This window comes from Bifidobacterium sp. 7101, assembly GCF_000499285.1.
Lineage (GTDB): Bacteria > Actinomycetota > Actinomycetes > Actinomycetales > Bifidobacteriaceae > Bombiscardovia > Bombiscardovia apis_A.
Map to the genome: position 1 here is coordinate 86,227 of NZ_AWUN01000001.1, position 18,300 is coordinate 104,526.

Genomic DNA, 18,300 nt, shown 5'->3' on the forward strand with positions numbered 1-18,300 from the left:
CGTCGGCGTTGAAGCCGGCAAGCCGGATGGAAGGAATCGTCATGGGTGAGGATGCTCTGGACGGTGGACGCGAAATTGGGAATGGGGTTGCACTCATGTGCTATACCCGGCATCCCACTGATCGGCAGGAGGCCAACAACGAGGATGTCGCCCTGAGCATGCACCTGGCCCTGCGTTCACGGGCGACCGGTCGTTGGGAGCCCCTGAACGGTGACTACGGCATCTTCTTCGCTGCGGCTGTGCCCACCAGGGCTGTGCCGGATAGCGCCCGCGGGGCCTGCACGGCCGGGGCTGCCCTGCCAGGCGAGGTGGCGCCGCAAGAAGGCGAGCAAAACCCTGGACTGGACGCTCATCAGGGCGAGGGCTCCAATGCTGATGCTGATGGCGGTGACAATGTCGATGATGGCCAGGCTTCACAGGCGGCTCAGGAACTGGCGGTGGTCCCAGGGCAGGATCTGATCCTTAAGAGTCTGATCGACCCCTTCCTGCTGCCCCTGAGGGATGGTACCTTCGTCATTCTGGCCACCAGGACGGCTAGGGGTGGCCAGCTGGACGGTTCCCAGACCGACTCCTTCCTGACGGCTCTTTCACCGGATCTGTTGACCTATCGACGGCTGCCGCAGGTCCATATCCTGGGCGCTCATGGGGTCCACAGACCCAGGGCGCGGCTCCTGGACGATGGCCAGTGCTGCCGGCTTTACTGGGACGACGACCGCGGGCAGCTGTGCACGGCCACGGTGGACGACCCGACACGGATGGGCATGGTGGCCGACATGAAGGTTCTGGAGGATGATGATCCCCTGGCCCAAGGCGACCCCCTGCCCCTGGATCGGCGGCACGCACTGGAGGAGGACTGCGGCATGAAGGGCATCCTGGCTGGCAATGTGGTGCTGGTCAGCGCCGATTGCGAGCGTGGCCTGCTGGAACGCTTCGGCCGCATCTACAACACGGGCGTGAAGGTGGATCCGGTTCAGGTGTCCCAAGGCGACGGCCTGGAGTCGGTCCGGCAGGCGCAGGCAAGGCTCCTCTACAGTGACGGATCCACCGCCCTGCGCGGGGTGGATTGGGACCAGGGTCAATTGGATCGTCTGGCCAATGATCTGGCCCAGGGTCGCCTGGATCCTGGGCAGACCAGGCTGATCGGCGGACGGGTCCGGCAGACGGCTTACCCGGTCCCCTTCGCCCGGCAGCGAGCCGATCCCTCCATTTTCCGCTGGTCCTGGAGGGGACAGCGCCTGTTCATGTTCATCGCCACCGAGGATGCGGATGGCAACTGTGTCGACCCCTTGAACGGGCACACGCACATGCCCCTGCGGGTCGCTGATTCCATTGAAGGTCTGAGCGATCAGGCCGGTGGCCATGAAAAGGAGGTGGACCTGCTGCGCAGGGGCGATCGCAACAGCGAGGGCCGAGTCATGACCGGCTGCTTCTGGGCCCCGGAGATTCACCTCATCGGCGGCAGGCTCTCCATCCTCTTCATGCCCTGCTTCGATGGTCCGCAGACCAACCCGGACGGGACCGCCAATGATCGGGCCGGAAAGCCGGACATGTGGACGGGCTGCTGCCACATCATGCAGCTTCGCCGCGACGACCAGGGCCGGGATCTGGACCCTCGCCAGCCTGAGAACTGGGACAGCCCCCGACCCATCCTGCGGGCTGAAGGCACCCCTCTCAACCCCATCCAGCGAATCAGCCTGGACATGACGGTCCTGCACGATACCGGCCGCTGGTATTACGCATGGCAGCAGCTGGGCTCGGTCTGGATCGCCGCCTTCGATCCGGCCCGCCCCGAACGTCTGACCAGCACGCCGCGCCAGATCATCGTCCCGGAGTTCGCCTGGGACAACATGATTGCCGAGGGGCCCAACGCCGTGGTCCACGACGGCCGGATCTTCCTGATCTATTCCGGCTCCCTGGTGGGCATCGACTACACCACCGGACTGGTGACCGCGCCGGCCGGAGTCGGGGCCGATCTATGCGATCCCGGCGTGTGGAAGAAGCTGGACTACCCATTGCAGAAGTCCGGGAAGTACAATGGCCACTGGCAGCTGGGCACCGGCCACGGAATGTGGTCCCAGGACGAGGACGGCACCATGATCTACGTCTTCCATAATGCCGAGCATGACCAGGACCGCTACCTTGGCCGCGACAGTCAGGTACGGCGGGTACATTGGTCTGCTGAGGGGATGCCCGTATTGGATATGCAGACGGATGAGGAGCTCGACCCCACCCGCGCCACGGTAACCTTGGAGGTCAGGGTCTTATGAGTTTAGCCGCTTCCCCCGGCACAGGACGTGGTTCCACCCCGACCATGAAGGATGTGGCCCAGGCTGCAGGAGTGTCGGTCAAGACCGTCTCCAACGTGGTCAATGATTACGAATTCGTCTCCGAGGCCACCAGGGGCAAGGTCAACAAGGCCATAGAGGAGCTGGGCTACCGGGTCAACGTGCCGGCCAGAAACCTGCGGCTGGGCTATACGGGGATGATTTCACTGGCCATACCGGATCTGGCTATGCCCTATTTCGCTCAGCTCTCCTCCCTGGTCATCGAGGAGGCTAAGAAGCTGGGCATGAGGGTGCTGGTGGAGCCCACCCTCTACTCGCGCGAGGGTGAAATCGAGGCCCTGCACGGCTCACAGCGATCCATGATCGACGGCCTCATCTACAGCCCGCTGGAGTTGGGCATGGACGACCTGGACCAGCTGCGGGTGGACTACCCCCTGGTGGTTGTGGGGGAGCGGATCTTCAGCGATCAATTTGATCATGTGGCGACGGAGAACGTGGAGGGTGCCAAACACGCAACCGCTTATTTGATCAACACCGGCTGCCGTCGGGTGGCGGTCATCGGCACCCACCCCGGCGAAAAGCTGGGTTCGGCCGCTCTTCGCCTGGAGGGGTACAGACAGGGCCTTGAGGAGGCCGGCCTGGACTATGATCCCCGGCTGGTGGCCCCATCGCGCATGTGGCACCGTATCGACGGGGTCAACGCCATGAACTCCCTGCTGGACCAGGGCATCGTCCCCGACGGGGTGGTGGCCTTGAACGACATGCTGGCGGCAGGGGTTCTGCATTCCATACAAATGCACGGTATGTCGGTGCCGGACGACATCTCGGTCATCGGCTTCGACAATTCCGACGATTCCCAGTATCTGTCGCCCTCGCTGACCAGCATCTCGCCCGGGCTCAAGGCAGTGGCCAGGCTCTCGGTCCGTGTTCTCAAGGACAGGATCAACGGGGTGCAGCCGCTGAACACCAAGGAAAGCGAGCACGTCTTCCGCAAGGTATCCTCCTCGCTGGTGGTCCGCAATTCAACCCGTGCCCTGCCAGGAAACGAGATTGCCGTCTGATTGCTGATGTTCTTTTTCGTGTGTTCCTGGTTTCTTGATTTCTAACGTTGTAATATACTGAAGACGTTCTCGAACGATTCGAGGTGGCATCGGCGGACCATGGAGGCCTGCCGGTCGGAGCGCAGTCGCTCCGATGCCGACATGGAAAGGTGTGAACATGCGTCATCAATCGTCATCAGGCGCAGGACGACGGAGCCGAGGAGGGGTTGCAGCGGCAGCCCTCGTGGGCATGGTACTGGCGGGCGGCACAGTCGTTTCTCCAGCATGGGCGGATCAGTCCCCAGCCGACGGCAGCGTCACAACAAGGATGTCAGCCGACCAGCCACAGCCCCTGCTCGGCTACGATTTTTCAGCCCTTGCTACAGGAGACAAGGAGGCAAAAAATACTGTCTCAGGCTCATCCTTTGGCCCGGCCCGTATCCTGGACGCCGATGGCCAGCCGACCGGGGCAGTCAAGGCCGACGACGCGCTCCTGTTCGATGGATCCACCTATGTCAAGCTTCCTGATGACATACTGAGCGGACGCGCCAGTGCCACGGTGTCCATCCGCGTGCGCAACGACCGGTTCAACGCCTCAGGCCCCTGGACCTACCTCTGGTCGCTAGGGGGGACCGGTCAGCAGGCCGTCGGCTCCTGGACCGCCTCCACCCACACCTCCCTCTACACATCCATCACTTCCAAGGCCAACGGCGAGGGCGAGACCTATCTGCCGGCATCCAAGAATCTGCCTGATGACCGCTTCTCCACGCTGACCGCCACCATCGATGGCAAGAACAATATGGTCCGGCTCTATATCAATGGTCTACAGGTGGCTGAGGGCAAGGCTACGGTCAATCCTGCCGCCTTTGGCGACCATCATCACAACGTAATCGGCCAGTCCCGATACCCCGGCATAGGCGATGCGCTCTTCCACGGCGCAGTGCAGTCATTCGCTGTCTATCCGCAGGCCCTGAATGCCGACCAGATCGTCGCCACCCTGCCTCCGGAGGACCTTGGGGATCTGATCGACCAGCAGGCCACATCCCTGGCGGTTCCCGCAGCCGTGGACGGTGATTTCAACCTGCCGGTCTCAACTACTGTCGCATCAGTGGGGTGGACCTCTTCGGCTCCTGGAACGGTCAGTGTCAATGCGGCCACCGGCAGGGCCCATGTGGTCCCCGGCAAGCGGGATGTCCCAGTTACGCTGACGGCCCGGCTGCAGGCCAACAAGGTCTCGAGGTCATCCCGGGACGCTAAAGCCATCCAGCAGGACTACCGGCTTATTGTCAGGGGCACCTCCAAGGACGGTCAGAACGCCTACTCGCGCGTCTCCGTGCATGACCCTTCCGTGGTCAAGGCCGGAGGGCGCTACTACATCTTCGGCTCCCACCGGGCCTGGGCCCGCAGCACCGATCTCAAGCATTGGGAGCCCTTCACCAACAATCTGAGCCGGGATTACCAGCGCATTCTGGATCCCATCTGGAAAGCATGGCCCAAGCAGTCCTCCAATCTGGATGTGACCGGCAACATGTGGGCGCCCGAGGTCTACTACAACGCCACCATGAAGAAGTGGTGCATGTACCTGAGCCTGAACGGGGGAGGGTTCCCCTTCCAGAAGTCGGTCATCGTCCTGCTGACTGCCGACGACATCGAGGGGGACTGGAGCCTGGTGGGTCCGGTGGTCTACTCCGGTTTCCAGAAGTCCAATGTGGCGGCCACCGACGTTCCCAAGGTGCTGGGTCCCAATGCCGATCTGTCGCGCTATGCCAGCCTCACGGATACGGGTATCAATGCGATTGATGCCTGTGTCAAGGATGACGGTCAGGGGGGCCTGTGGATGAGTTTCGGCTCCTGGTTCGGCGGCATCTGGATGATCCGCCTGGACCCCAATACCGGGCTGCGCGACTACTCCACCACCTACCCCACCCAGGCCAACCAGTCCGACGCCTACTACGGGCACAAACTCGCCGGAGGCTTCGGCAACTCAGGCGAAGGTACCGCCCTGGTCCATCGGGGGGACTGGTGGTATCTGATGCTTTCCTACGGCGGACTCGGGCAGACCGGGGGCTACCAGATGCGTGAATTCCGCTCCCGTTCCATCACCGGCCCCTACCTGGATCAGAACGGCAAGCCGGCCGTCTATGGGCGCGCAATGAATGATCTGGATGCCAACCGGGGCCTGCGGATCGACTCCTCCTTCGCCCAGCCCGGGCAGGACCAGGTGCTGACCTCGCAGGGGGGCAACGCACTGTTGATTGACGACAATCGCGTCTTTAACGTTTACCACACCCGCTTCGTGCGCGCTGAGGGCAACCTGGAAGAGCACCAGGTCCGGGTCAAGCAGATGGTGCAGACCGCTGACGGCTGGCTGGTCATGACGCCCTTCGAATACCGGGATTCGGTGGGCAGGGTCTCCTCCAGCCAGGTGGTCGGCGACTACCAGGTGGTGGTCCATGATCCGGTCCGTTACTATGCGGGATCCGGCCTGTCCAGCCCGGCCATCTACCGGTCGGTGTCGGTGAGCCTGCTGGCCGGCGGTCGGCTGGGCGGCCAGGTGAAGGGCTCCTGGACCGCGACCGGTGGCGACCTGACCATCAAGGTGGACTCGGCGGATCCGGGCACTCTGTTGCATGGCGTCTATCGGGCCAAGCTGGGCCGACAGCTTGATGAGCAGGGCCATCCGGTCGTCTTCTTCTCGGGGCTGGGCGGCGATGTCTTCACCGAGGCTGGTGCCGATGTCTCCAAGGCGGCAGGTGCCGCGGCCATCTGGGGTTCGCGTCCTCTGACCGATGCCAAGGTTCAAAAGGATGCCAATGTCGATAGCGGTCATGCGGCTGTTCCCGCCGCGAACTCCACTCCTGCGCCTGCAGGTCGCTCCGGCAAGGGAAACAAGGGAGGCAAGGCCGGTCGTTTGCCCTTGACTGGATCGGCCCTGTCGACTCCCGTCGTTGCCGCATCGGCGGCCCTCGTCTTGGGTCTGGGAGCACTGGTGTTCACCGCCATTCGCCGAGCCCGGGGCTGAACCCGAACACTGCCCAAACAGCCCTCCGCCTCCGACTTCGATCGTCCGGCGGAGGGTGGGCAGTCCGCTAATATTCAACGTTGTATATTGGTCATATAGACCAGTACCTCCGTCTTCGTGATAGGAACACATAATGAGCGCATACCACAATCCCCTGGTACTCCAGCGGGCCGATCCCTGGGTCATCAGGCACAGGGACCTCTACTATTTCACCGCCTCCTACCCGGCCTATGACAGGATCATCCTGCGTGCCGCCGCCAGGCTGAATGACCTGCAGGCCGCACCTGAGCGCACTATCTGGCGCAAGCACGAGTCCGGCCCCATGAGCAAGTACATCTGGGCGCCCGAACTCCACCAGATCAATGGAGCCTGGTACATCTACTTTGCCGCTGCAGAGGAGGACTTCGGCTCTGCCGATCTGCCCACCCACCGCATGTATGTGCTGGAGAATACCAACGAAGACCCCATGGATGGCGAGTGGACCGAGAAGGGGCAGATCCAGACCCCGATCGATTCCTTCTCCCTGGATGCCACCACAGCGGTGATCGGGGGCAGCCAGTATCTGATCTGGGCCCAGAAGGATCCGGCCATCGAGGGCAATTCCAATCTCTATATCGCTCGCATGGCCAATCCCTGGACGCTGGCCACTGATCCTGTCATGCTCTCCAAGCCCGAATATGACTGGGAATGCATTGATTTCAAGGTCAACGAGGGGCCGGCGGTCCTGCTTCACCAGGGCATGATCTACCTGACCTACTCGGCCTCGGGCACCGGGGTCCCCTATGCGGTGGGCATGCTGACAGCCCGTGAGGATGCCGACCTGCTGGATCCGGCCTCGTGGACCAAGAGCGATCACCCTGTCTTCAAGACGGCAGAGGAGAACCATCAGTATGGCCCCGGCCACAACTGCTTCACGGTCAGCGAGGACGGCAGCCAGGACCTGATTGTCTACCATGCCCGCAACTACACAGATATCGAAGGGGATCCCCTCTTTGATCCCAATCGCCATGCCAGGGTCGGACTGGTCACTTGGACAGACCATGGCCCGGATTTCGGACGGCCTCTGCCGGACGATCGGTGGACCCCGACAAGCCGTCAGATCCTGCCTCCCGACGGTAGCCATTGAGCGGTACCGTCGGGCCATGCCCGACACGCTTGTACATCGTTGGAGAAGCGAGTAGTATATAATTTGCAACGTTAGAAAGATGTCGGTTTACAAAGGCGTGGGCTACGTTCACGTATCTGGGAGCGTGACCAGGCGATGCAAGCCATTGGACCAGATGGGCAGGACATGGTTGTTCCGGTCGTCATCGGTTCCTTTGTAACCGTTGCTTGATGTCGAAAGGACAGAGACAATGAAGGCAATCAGAAAGGCTGCGGTAGCCGCAATCGCGCTCGCCACGCTCAGCACCGTGGGGCTCTCGGCCTGCGGTTCCGGCAGTGGAGGCAAGGATGCCAAGGGCAAGGACGGCGTTACCAACATCGTCATGTGGCACGGATTCTCCGAGGCCGATGGCAAGACTCTGAAGAAGATCGTCGAGAACTTCAACAAGTCTCAGAAGAAGTATCACATCGACGCCCAGCTGCAGCCCTGGAGCACCATCGGCGAGACCATGGTCACCAAGGTCACCTCGGGCGACGGTCCTGACTTCGTCACCACCGGCGCCGACAACGGCCAGGGCTGGTCCATCGACGGCACCTTCCAGTGCGTGCAGGACTTCTATGACGATCCCTCCAACGAGACCAAGAACTACCTGCCCAACGTGACCAAGCAGACCCAGTTCACCATTGATGGCAAGAAGCAGCAGTGCGCGGTCCCCATGGGCTACGCACCCACCACCGTCTGGTACAACACCGATATGTGGAAGGCCGCCGGCCTGACCGAGCAGGACTATCCCAAGACCTGGGACCAGCTCCTGGATGTGGCCAAGAAGCTGACCAAGGGTGACGGTTCCCAGTACGGTATGGCCCTGTCCGACTCCGGATGGGCGGCCTTCATGAAGGGCAACGGCACCGGTCTATACGACACCAAGGGCAAGGTCACCATCAACTCCGAGCAGAACAAGGCCTTCCTGCAGAAGATGCGCGAGTTCTACAAGGGCGGTTACTCCAAGACCGGCATGGATGACACCGCTGCACGTGAATCCTTCGAATCCGGCCAGTCGGCCATGGTCATCGTCGGCCCCTGGGAGGACCAGGCAGCCACCGACAAGGGCATCAAGCACGATCTGTTCCCCGTGCCCAACGGAGACGGCACCTATGTCTACCCCGACGGCAAGAAGGGCTCCAACACCGGTTCCACCGGCCTGTATTGGTGGGTCACCTCGCAGGTCAAGGACGAGGCCAAGAAGAAGGGCATCTACGCCTTCTTCAAATACTACAACAACCATGACAACCAGGTCATGTGGTCTCTGGGCTCCGCCTATCCGCCGAACAACAAGACCGTGACCACCGAAGAGCTCTCCAAGCGGCCCTTGATCGCCAAGGTCTCCGAGAACACGGACAACTCCTACATCGGCATCGCCGGCCTCAAGGGTGGCTTCGGTGATATCTCGGCCACTCTGGATTCAGTGACCCAGAACACCGCCCGCACCGACGATGATATTTCCGCCTCGCTGTCCAAAGCCTCCAACAAGATCCAGAAGTATCTGGACGAGTACAAGGCTGAGGACTGATTGACCATCCGCCCATGAGAAGCCGGTCTGGCGGCCAGTAGTGCCGTCGACCGGTCCCTCATGGCTGACCGTCGCCCGGGCCCGGTGTCCGGGCGGCACTTTGGAGTACCTATGTCCATTACCACTGGGATCCCACCCGCGCAGGGCGCCGACGCGGCCATCAAGGAGAACAAGAAAACTCTTTCCAGGCGCAATATCCGCATCGGGCTGAGCTTCATAGCCCCGGCCCTGATTGTTCTGTCGGTCTTCGTCTTCTACCCGACCATCAAGACCTTCTTCACCTCGCTGACTACAGACCGCATCAACCGTAAGGGCATCTTTGTCGGTCTGCACAATTACGCCGAGCTGTTCACCAATGCGGACTTCTGGACAGACTTCCGCAACACGGTCATCTACGCGGTCGCCTATGCGCCGCTGGTGGTCATCGTGGCCCTGGCTTTCGCCCTGTTGCTCAACCGCAAGGACATCAAGGGGGTCGGCTTCTTCCGCACCTGCCTGTTCATGCCCTACATCATCTCGCTGACTGTGGCCTCCATCGCCTGGAGCTTCCTCCTCTCGCCCTCCCTGGGTCTTATACCCTACTGGGGCAAGATGCTCTTCGGCATCCAGCACATGGATCTGTTGGGAACCAAGTCCACGGCCCTGGCCACCATCATCTTCATCACCGTATGGAAGAACTTCGGCTATTTCATGGTCATCTTCCTGGCCGGTCTGCAGGGGATCAATCCGGACCTGTACGAGGCCGCTTCCCTGGATGGGGCCAACGCCTGGCAGCGCTTCCTGCACATCACATTGCCTGGGTTGCTTCCCACTTTCAACTACGTGGTCATCTTCGGACTGATTGGATCCTTCCAGGTCTTCGACCAGGTCTTCATTCTGACCTCCGGAGGCCCCGACCGCGCAACGGAGACCATCGTCTACCGCATCTACACCGAGGCTTTCGGCAACGGCAAGATGGGTTACGCATCGGCCCTGTCCTATGTCCTGCTGATCATGACGCTGATCATCGGCGTTATCCAGCTGGTCTGGAACAACAAGCATGAGAAGGAGGAAATCGGATGAGCCAGTCGACTCCTACCGCAATCGAGCACGATAAGCTGCTCAGGAGGGCCCATGCCCGACACATGGTGGCAAGGGTTCTGACCTACTTCCTGCTAATCCTGATGACGGTGATCATCATCTTCCCCCTGCTGATTGTGCTGATCACCTCCTTCACGCCCAACAAGCTGACCCAGACCTGGCCGCCCAAGGTGATTCCCTCCTCATTCACCTTCGACAACTACACCTCGCTCTTCCAGCGGATGCCCATCGGCAGGCAGCTGATGAACACGGTGATCTTCGCCGGGGCTGTGACGGTCTTCTCGGTCTTCTTCGACTCCCTGGCCGCCTACGGGCTCTCCAGGATCGATTTCAAGGGGCGCGGGTTCCTGCTGGGAATCCTGATCGCCACCATGATGATCCCTGGCATGGCCCTGTTGATCCCGGTCTACAAGCTGCTGGCAAGCATGGGTTTGGTCAACTCCTACTGGGGCATCATCATCCCCAGGCTGGCTGATGTGGGCGGCATCTTCCTGTTGCGGCAGTTCTTCATATCCCTGCCCAAGGATCTGGACAACGCGGCCCGCATCGACGGTGCAGGCGAGTTCCGCATCTTCTGGCAGATCATTCTGCCCAACGCCAAGTCCGCGGTGCTGGTGGTGACCATGTTCAACTTCATGGGCAACTGGAACGATCTGCTCTGGCCGTTGATCATGACCAGCCGCCCGGAGACCAGGACCATCACCGCTGGTCTGGCCATGCTGACCGGGCACGGCTCCTCGGTCACACCCTATGGCGTGGTCATGGCAGGCGCCCTGATTTCGGCGCTGCCTCTGTTGATCGTCTTCTTCTTCATTCAGAAGAGCTTCGTGCAGGGCATCGCCATGACGGGCATCAAGTGACCGACGAGGTCGACATAATCGGCACCAGGTACAGGGCCCATTGAGGGGTGGGTCGCTTTGCTTGGTGCCCGAGGGGCCGATGGGGGATGATCAACCTCCATCGGCCCCTTGTTCGTACTGGATTTAGACTGGGCTGGTGAGCGTCGCGGGCGGGGAGGTCAGGCATGGATGAGCGTCAGGACGATCAGTATGGGTTGAGCTCCGAGCAAGAGGATGCCTTGGGGGTTCTGGCATCGGCGGATCCCCACGCCGGGCAGTCCAAATGGACCATTTTCAGGCAATTGCCGCCGGACAAGCGTTGGCCATACTTCGCCGAGCACTTCCTTCCGGGTATTCTGGCCGCCGGTCTGGTACTGGCCCTGCTGGTCGGCCTGGTCGTCACCAGACTGACCAGGCCACCGGACCCGCTTATTTCAGTTCAGGGCTTCAACTTGAGCGCCCATGAGGAGGGGTTCGACCGCCTCAAACAGGGATTCATGCGCGACCGGGGAATCAAGGATGGTCGACTGGTCGATATGGAGGCGACCCTGACGCTGAATGACCGGGGGTACGACGATTCGGCCAAGGCTCTGACCCGGGTCACTGCAGGCGAGATCAACATGGTGATTGCCCCAGCGAGCCTCTTCCCGACTCTGTGCAAGCGTGGGCTGGTGGCTCAGCCCTCACAAGGATTGAAGGGCGTCGACCTGCGGCGGTTGGCCAGCCAGGGTGTTCTGGTGGATTCCAAGGGTCGGCAGGTATCTAATCTGTCCCATGCCATGGGTCTGGATCTCTCCCGCTCATCGCGTTGGCGGCAGGTGCCCGGCCTGCCTGATCACGCCGTCCTGGGACTGAGCAACGTAGCCGATACCGCGTCCTACGTCCGGGCTTTCGTCGACTATATGGATTTCGGCTGAGTCTGCGAGCATCTATGTCATGTACCTGTACGTGGATGGAGAGGGGATTGCCGCTGACCTACACCTGATCGAACCTGCCGAGAAGCCGCTCAGCGGGTCAGAGTCCGTTTCAAAATCCTATACTCGCTCTCGGTGATGGGCGTGATGGAGCCGTGGCGCTTGGTCAACCGGCCGAAGTTCATATCCGTGACCAGGACCCAGTCCTGCTGCCGCCTGGATGACAAATCCGCCGAGCGGAAGGGCAGGTAGCCCCGGCCCTCCGCAAACTGGTCGCAGATCAGGCCGAAGGGCATGGCCCGTCCGTCAGGCCCAGCGGCATCGGCATCGTTGTAAAGGAAGAGCTCGGGGCCCTCCAGATAGCGTGAGGAGTATCGTCCCTGGCCGAAGATGTCGGTCAGGTTGGACAGGTATGACCAGGCTTGGTCATCGTCTGTGCGCACCAGCTCATGGGTGACCGCATAGGGGTTGCGTGTGCGTTCCAGGGTGATCTGATCATCCTTGGAGGCCCGGTACCACCAGCCGTCGGGTGCCTTGAGCATGGTTGTGTCGATGATTCCGTTGCTGCGGTCGATCCACTTGACCGGGCGGGAGAAGGTGATCAGGTCAGCGCTGGTGGCGTAGTACATGTTGATGCCGTCGCCCAGCTCATTGGCCAGGTCGGCTGCGGCCGGGTCCTCGGCGCTGTCGGCGGCAGCCGTGGCCCAGAAGACTATCCATTGCTCCTTGTCGGCATCCCAGCAGGCCTCCGGTGCCCAGGCCATGCCGGCCTTGGGAATGGCCTGGGCCACATCCACCAGGCGGGGCCTGCCCCAGTGGGCCAGGTCAGGTGAATCCCAGATGACCAGGCCGGTGGATCCGTTCACGGTGGCCTGGCCCTCCTGCCAGCCGCCCCTGTGGTAGACGGACAGATCAGTGGCGATGATGTGGAAGAGGCCGTCTGGTCCCCGGACGATATAGGGGTCGCGCACGCCGCCCTCGCCATCGCTCCAGGTCAGCACCGGATCTCCCTGGGCCCGCAGATCATGCCAGTGCAGGCCGTCGCGGCTGAGGGCGAAGTAGAGCTGCTCATCCGTCTCAGCTTGTTCATGACCGGTGAAGTGGACGAAGAGGTAGGCGCTGGTCGCCTCGAACGAGGGTTGCCAATCCGTAGACATGTTCCACCTTTCCTGTTTACGGCAACGGTACCGCGGCGGCGGGGGACTGGCGGACGGACGGCGGGCGCTTCTTCGCTCTTCCGTTCCGACCGTTCCAGGGCCGTCATGGGCGATTCTAGCTGCCGACCTTCCCTTTGACAGAGCCGGCCGTCCGGGCGGGTCGCGGTTTGGGTGGCATGGGACCCTAGACTGTGGACCATGAGCAGGCATCATCGCGACCGCAGCTGGGCTCCCGACCCCGAGCCGCTGCCCGAAGGCATTGGAGTCATCGACGATCATACCCACATGGCCTCTGTGGTCCCCTTTGCCCAGGAGATGGACCGGCAGGCCAGGGAGCGCGGGCAGGATCCGGTCCCCGTCCGCACGGTCGACCAGCAGCTGGAAAGAGCCCGGGCTGTGGGCGTTGTCGGGGCCATCGACGTGGGTTGCGAGCTGCCCCACCTGCAGACGGCTGTAGACATGGCCCTGGCCCATCCCGGGGTGGTTCACGCAGCCCTGGCCATCCATCCCAATGAGGCCGTCCTTCACGGCCATCGAGGGGTGCCGGGACCGGACGGACTGCCACTGAAATATCAGCCCTGGCATGAGATCACCTTCGAGCAGGCGCTTGAGGAGGTCGCCCGCCTGGCTCGCGCATATCCCGACCAGGTGGTGGCCATTGGGGAGACGGGCATGGACCTCTTCCGGACCGGTCAGGGGGCTGAAGAGATCCAGCGGCAGGCCTTCCGCGATCACATCGCCCTGGCCAAGGAGTTGGGCTTGCCCATGCAGATCCACGACCGCGACGCCCATCAGCAGGTCATTGAGACACTGCTGGAGGACGGTGCTCCTGAGCGCACGATCTTCCACTCCTATTCGGGGGATGCACAGATGGCCCAGGTGGCTGCCGAGCATGGCTGGTATTTGAGTTTCTCGGGGACGGTCTCATACAAGGGCAACGAGGGAATCCGCCAGTCCCTGTCCGTGGTCGGCATGGATCACATCATGGTGGAGACCGATGCGCCCTACCTGAGCCCCATGCCCTACCGGGGGCGCACCAACTCCCCCTACATGATTCCCTACACCCTGCGTGCCATGGCCGACGCTCTGGATTGCCCCCTGGCCCAGGTGGCCGAAGCGACGGCAGCCACCACGCGCCGGGTTTATGGCTTGTGAGGGATGTCCGACGGACGCTGGCAGGCGGTATTAAGCTAATGGTGTGTCGCGGTCTGAATCGCCCCTGCCGGGTGTGGGGGGGAGAGTGCTACGGTTGTCGTCGCACGTGTGCGCAAACAGCAACATACGGCACCCGGAAGTAGATGAGTGAAGGCATTGGCCGATGGAGGGCTCTATGGCGGATGAGCGGCATGAGTTGGCGGCTCAGGATGATGGCAGGGGCGCTGACGAACCACCCCGGTTATCCGGTGAAAAAACGGCGAAGTCGACGGCGGCCTCTCGTAAGGGTCGGTTGACGAAAGAATCGATACTTCCTCCGGAGAGCTTTACCAAGGCCCCAAAGATTTCGGCCAAATCCCGCACCCGGGAGGAGGAGAACGAGCTCAAGCGGGTCCGGCGCGAGGCCCAGCGGGCGGCCCAGCGTCGCCGTACCCCGCCGAAGGGTCCTCTGGGCCGCTGGTGGCGGCGGGTGCAGTCCTCACCTGACAGGATCAGCCTGGGCATGTGCATCGTGGCCCTGGGCGTGGTCTATGGCGACATCGGCACCTCGCCCCTGTACACCATGCAGGCCTTCGTGGCCGGGCAGGGCGGCATGGCCCGTGTGGACAGGGCGGCCGTGCTGGGCATGCTCTCCCTGGTCTTTTGGTCCATCACGCTGATTACCACGGTCAAATACGTGCTGGTGGCCATGCGCATCGACAACAAGGGCGAGGGCGGCATCTTTGCCCTGTACACCTTGGTCCGGCACTACGGCAAATGGCTGGCCATCCCGGCCATGGTCGGCGGCGCAGCCTTCCTGGCTGACTCGGTGCTGACTCCGGCGGTCTCCATATCCTCGGCAGTCGAGGGCCTCAAGACCATCCCCGTGCTGACTCCGATCTTCCGTGAAAACGGAAATCTGACCATGGTCATCACCTTCGTGATCATCCTGATCCTGTTTGCGGTCCAGTCGCGCGGAACCGAGCGGATCGGCAAGGTCTTCGGCAGCGTGGTCATGGTCTGGTTCGCCTTCCTGGCCCTGATCGGCATCTACTGCATAGGCAACGACTGGTCCATCTTCGAGGCTCTGAATCCGGTCTATGGGATCCGCTTCCTCTTCAGTCCGCAGAACCCGGTGGGTCTGACCATAATGGGCACGGTCTTCCTGTCGACCACGGGAGCCGAGGCTCTCTATTCCGACATGGGCCACGTAGGCCGCGGCAACATCTACGCCACCTGGCCCTTCATCAACGTCGCCCTGGTCTTCAATTACTTCGGCCAAGGGGCCTGGATCCTGCGCAACAGTGACAATAAGGCTCTGCAGGGTGTGGACGGGCTCAACCCATTCTTCCAGATGATGCCCACCACCGTGCGTTACGTGGCGGTCCTCCTGTCGGTGACGGCCGGCGTAATCGCCTCGCAGGCTCTGATAACGGGCGCCTTCACCATGGTCTCGGAGGCCACCGGCCTCAACTGGATGCCCCACCTGCAGGTGCGTTACCCGGCGCGTACCCGTGGCCAGCTCTACATCCCCACCATCAATTGGGTCCTGTGCGCGGCCACGCTGACCGTGCTGGCCATCTTCAAGGATTCCGAGCACATCTCGGCCGCCTACGGTTTGGCTCTGACGGTGACCATGATCACCACCACCGTTCTGCTGGCCGACTACATCTGGCACGACGGCAAACGGGCGCTCTCCCTGCTCTTCGCCTTGGTCTTCCTGGCCATCCAGATCCTCTTCTTCATGGCTTCCATGGCCAAGTTCATGCACGGCGGCTGGTTCACCATGCTGCTGACCGCGGCCATCCTCTACATCATGTACACCTGGGACGTGGGCACCAAGGTGGAGCGCTCGCAGCGGCGGCATATGACGGCCAAGGAGTGCCTGCCCGCCCTGGAGATGCTCCACAACGACTTCCGCGTCCCCTACTATGCGGACAACCTGGTCTATCTGACCTCGGATGCGGAGATGCGGCGGCTGGACACCGATATCTTCTTCTCCATCTTCGCCAACCGACCCAAGCGGGCCCGGGCCTGGTGGGCCGTCTCGGTCCAGACCACGGACGCACCCTACACCCGCAAGTACTCGGTGGAGAACTTCGGCACCAACTATCTCTTCCGTGTGCGCATGAGGCTGGGCTTCAAGGTGGACCAGAATGTGGCCACCTACCTGCACCAAATCATGCACGAGCTGATCGATAGCGGCGAGCTGCCCAAGCAGCCCTCCATCTACCCCAAGGTGGACGAGGACCCCCAGATCGGCACAGTCACCTATGTGCTGGTCCACAAGGCCCTGATGCCCGAGTCCAAGATCGACTCCCGCGGCGCCTTCTCGTTGAAGGTCAAGTACGCCATCCGCAAGGTGGCGGGCTCGCCGATTAAGTGGTTCGGCCTGGCTCCCTACAACCCCATCGTGGAGGTGCAGCCCCTGTTTGTCTCCACGCGGGCGGTTCCCAAGCTGACGCGTGTGGTACTGCCCTCCCGCAAGATGAAGGGCGGCAAGCATCACAAGGGCTGAGTGAGTGGAATCTCACCCTATCCAGCCTGGCCCAAATCGGGTCCGGGCCATAGAATTGACGTCATGGAACCTGGTGCCCGGCCTTTCCGGGCTACCGTCGAAAGGTGATGTGATGACACAAGCTCAAGCCAATATCGGAGTCGTGGGTCTGGCCGCCATGGGTGCCAGCCTGTCCAGAAACCTGGCACGGCACGGCAATACCGTAGCGGTCTACAACCGCCACTATTCGCGTACCGAGACCCTGATTCACGATCATGGCCAGGAAGGCCGGTTCGTTCCGGCCAAGACGCTGCAGGAGTTCGTGGCCTCGCTGACCAAGCCCCGCACGGCCATCATCATGGTCAAGGCCGGGGACCCCACCGACCAGATGATCAATGACCTGGCCGACCTGATGGAGCCGGGTGACATTATCGTCGATGCCGGCAATGCCTACTTCAAGGACACCATCCGCCGGGAGAAGGCCATCAGGGCCCGTGGACTGCACTTTGTAGGGTGCGGCGTTTCCGGAGGCGAACAGGGTGCCCTCTTGGGGCCCTCCATGATGCCTGGCGGGACCGATGAATCCTGGAAGACCCTGGGGCCCATCCTGGAGTCCATCGCAGCCAAGGTCGATGGCGAACCCTGTGTCACCCACATCGGCACCGATGGGGCAGGACACTTCGTCAAGATGGTCCACAACGGCATTGAGTACGCCGATATGCAGGTGATAGCCGAGTCCTACGACCTGATGCGCCGGGGCCTGGGCATGGAGCCTGAGGCCATCGCCCAGGTCTTCGAAGAGTGGAACCAGGGGGATCTGAACTCCTACCTGGTGCAGATCACTGCCGAGGTGCTCCATCACACCGATGCCACCACCGGCAAGCCCTTCATTGACATCGTCACAGACCAGGCCGGCATGAAGGGCACCGGTACTTGGACCGTGCAGACCGCGCTGGATTTGGCCGTGCCCGTGACCGGCATCGGCGAGGCCGTCTTCGCCCGGGGGCTGTCCTCCTCGCCGGAGCTGCGCAGCCAGGCTGCTCAGGAGGGCCTGAAGGGTCCGCAGCCCAAGGCCGTCATGGCCGACCTGGCTTCCGACCCCAAGGCTCGCAAGTCCTTCATCGAGGACATCCGCCAGGCTCTCTACGCCTCCAAGATCGTGGCCTATGCCCAGGGATTCAACGAGATGCAGGAGGGCGCCAAGGTCTATGGCTGGAAGCTTGACATGGGTGCCATCGCCCGCATCTGGCGTGGCGGCTGCATCATCCGGGCCAAGTTCCTGAACCGGATCTCCGACGCCTATGCCTCTGGCCGTGAGCCGGGTTCCCTGCTCTTCGACCCCTTCTTCAAGCAGGCGGTCGAGCAGGCCCAGGATTCCTGGCGGCGTGTTGTGGCCCGTGCCACCCAGGCCGGCATCCCCATTCCCGTCTTTGCCAGCTCCCTGTCCTACTACGACGGCCTGCGTTCCGACCGGCTCCCCGCCGCCCTGATCCAGGGCCAGCGCGACCTCTTCGGCGCTCACACCTATGGGCGCGTGGATCAGCCAGGCGCCTTCCACACTCTCTGGGCCGAGGACAAGTCCGAGATCAAGCAGGACTGAGCTTCTCGCCAGAACCGCAAGGGTCCGCACTGCCGCCAGGTCGGCAGTGCGGACCCT

12 protein-coding genes are annotated in these 18,300 nt (G+C 62.2%); 11 read left to right on the forward strand and 1 reads right to left on the reverse strand.

All coding sequences use genetic code 11. The annotated features are described in order from the left end of the window. The first annotated feature begins 41 nt into the window (after nt 1-41). The 8 genes from P272_RS0100330 (at nt 42) to P272_RS0100365 (ending at nt 11,858) form a co-directional block, all read left to right on the forward strand. Nucleotides 42-2,267 (forward strand): family 43 glycosylhydrolase, encoded by a 2,226-nt coding sequence (locus P272_RS0100330; protein ID WP_044097611.1) that lies wholly within the window; start codon nt 42-44, stop codon nt 2,265-2,267. Beyond that, nucleotides 2,264-3,346 (forward strand): LacI family DNA-binding transcriptional regulator, encoded by a 1,083-nt coding sequence (locus P272_RS0100335; protein ID WP_029677586.1) that lies wholly within the window; start codon nt 2,264-2,266, stop codon nt 3,344-3,346. The genes P272_RS0100330 and P272_RS0100335 overlap by 4 nt, the downstream gene beginning before the upstream one ends. A 157-nt stretch (nt 3,347-3,503) precedes the next feature. Continuing rightward, nucleotides 3,504-6,347 (forward strand): family 43 glycosylhydrolase, encoded by a 2,844-nt coding sequence (locus P272_RS08760; RefSeq protein ID WP_172636675.1) that lies wholly within the window; start codon nt 3,504-3,506, stop codon nt 6,345-6,347. Nucleotides 6,348-6,480: 133 nt separating this feature from the next. Then, nucleotides 6,481-7,473: a glycoside hydrolase family 43 protein gene (locus P272_RS0100345; protein WP_029677588.1), complete on the forward strand. Its 993-nt coding sequence runs from the start codon at nt 6,481-6,483 to the stop codon at nt 7,471-7,473. Between the two features lie 229 nt (nt 7,474-7,702). After that, on the forward strand, nt 7,703-9,022 hold the full coding sequence (locus P272_RS0100350) for an ABC transporter substrate-binding protein (protein WP_029677589.1): 1,320 nt from the start codon (nt 7,703-7,705) through the stop codon (nt 9,020-9,022). Nucleotides 9,023-9,133: 111 nt separating this feature from the next. Continuing rightward, the gene (locus tag P272_RS0100355) at nt 9,134-10,084 is read left to right on the forward strand and encodes a carbohydrate ABC transporter permease (protein WP_044097612.1); all 951 of its coding nucleotides are present in this window, start codon (nt 9,134-9,136) and stop codon (nt 10,082-10,084) included. Then, nucleotides 10,081-10,962, forward strand: coding sequence for a carbohydrate ABC transporter permease (locus tag P272_RS0100360; RefSeq protein ID WP_029677591.1), 882 nt, complete (start codon nt 10,081-10,083; stop codon nt 10,960-10,962). Before P272_RS0100355 ends, P272_RS0100360 begins: the two co-directional genes overlap by 4 nt. Before the next feature lie 164 nt (nt 10,963-11,126). After that, nucleotides 11,127-11,858: a hypothetical protein gene (locus P272_RS0100365; protein WP_029677592.1), complete on the forward strand. Its 732-nt coding sequence runs from the start codon at nt 11,127-11,129 to the stop codon at nt 11,856-11,858. A gap of 89 nt (nt 11,859-11,947) precedes the next feature. Here P272_RS0100365 and P272_RS0100370 read toward each other — a convergent pair whose 3' ends face one another. After that, complete coding sequence (locus tag P272_RS0100370; RefSeq protein ID WP_029677593.1) at nt 11,948-13,012, reverse strand: glycoside hydrolase family 43 protein; 1,065 nt, start codon at nt 13,010-13,012, stop codon at nt 11,948-11,950. A 198-nt stretch (nt 13,013-13,210) separates the two neighbouring features. Here P272_RS0100370 and P272_RS0100375 point away from each other — a divergent pair, with 198 nt between their 5' ends. The 3 genes from P272_RS0100375 (at nt 13,211) to gndA (ending at nt 18,243) form a co-directional block, all read left to right on the forward strand. Then, the gene (locus tag P272_RS0100375; RefSeq protein WP_029677594.1) at nt 13,211-14,167 is read left to right on the forward strand and encodes a TatD family hydrolase; all 957 of its coding nucleotides are present in this window, start codon (nt 13,211-13,213) and stop codon (nt 14,165-14,167) included. Between the two features lie 175 nt (nt 14,168-14,342). Next, nucleotides 14,343-16,664, forward strand: a complete 2,322-nt coding sequence (locus P272_RS0100380; protein WP_029677595.1) for a KUP/HAK/KT family potassium transporter — start codon at nt 14,343-14,345, stop codon at nt 16,662-16,664. A 112-nt stretch (nt 16,665-16,776) separates the two neighbouring features. Beyond that, nucleotides 16,777-18,243: an NADP-dependent phosphogluconate dehydrogenase gene (gene gndA, locus P272_RS0100385; protein WP_029677596.1), complete on the forward strand. Its 1,467-nt coding sequence runs from the start codon at nt 16,777-16,779 to the stop codon at nt 18,241-18,243. Nucleotides 18,244-18,300: the final 57 nt, after the last annotated feature.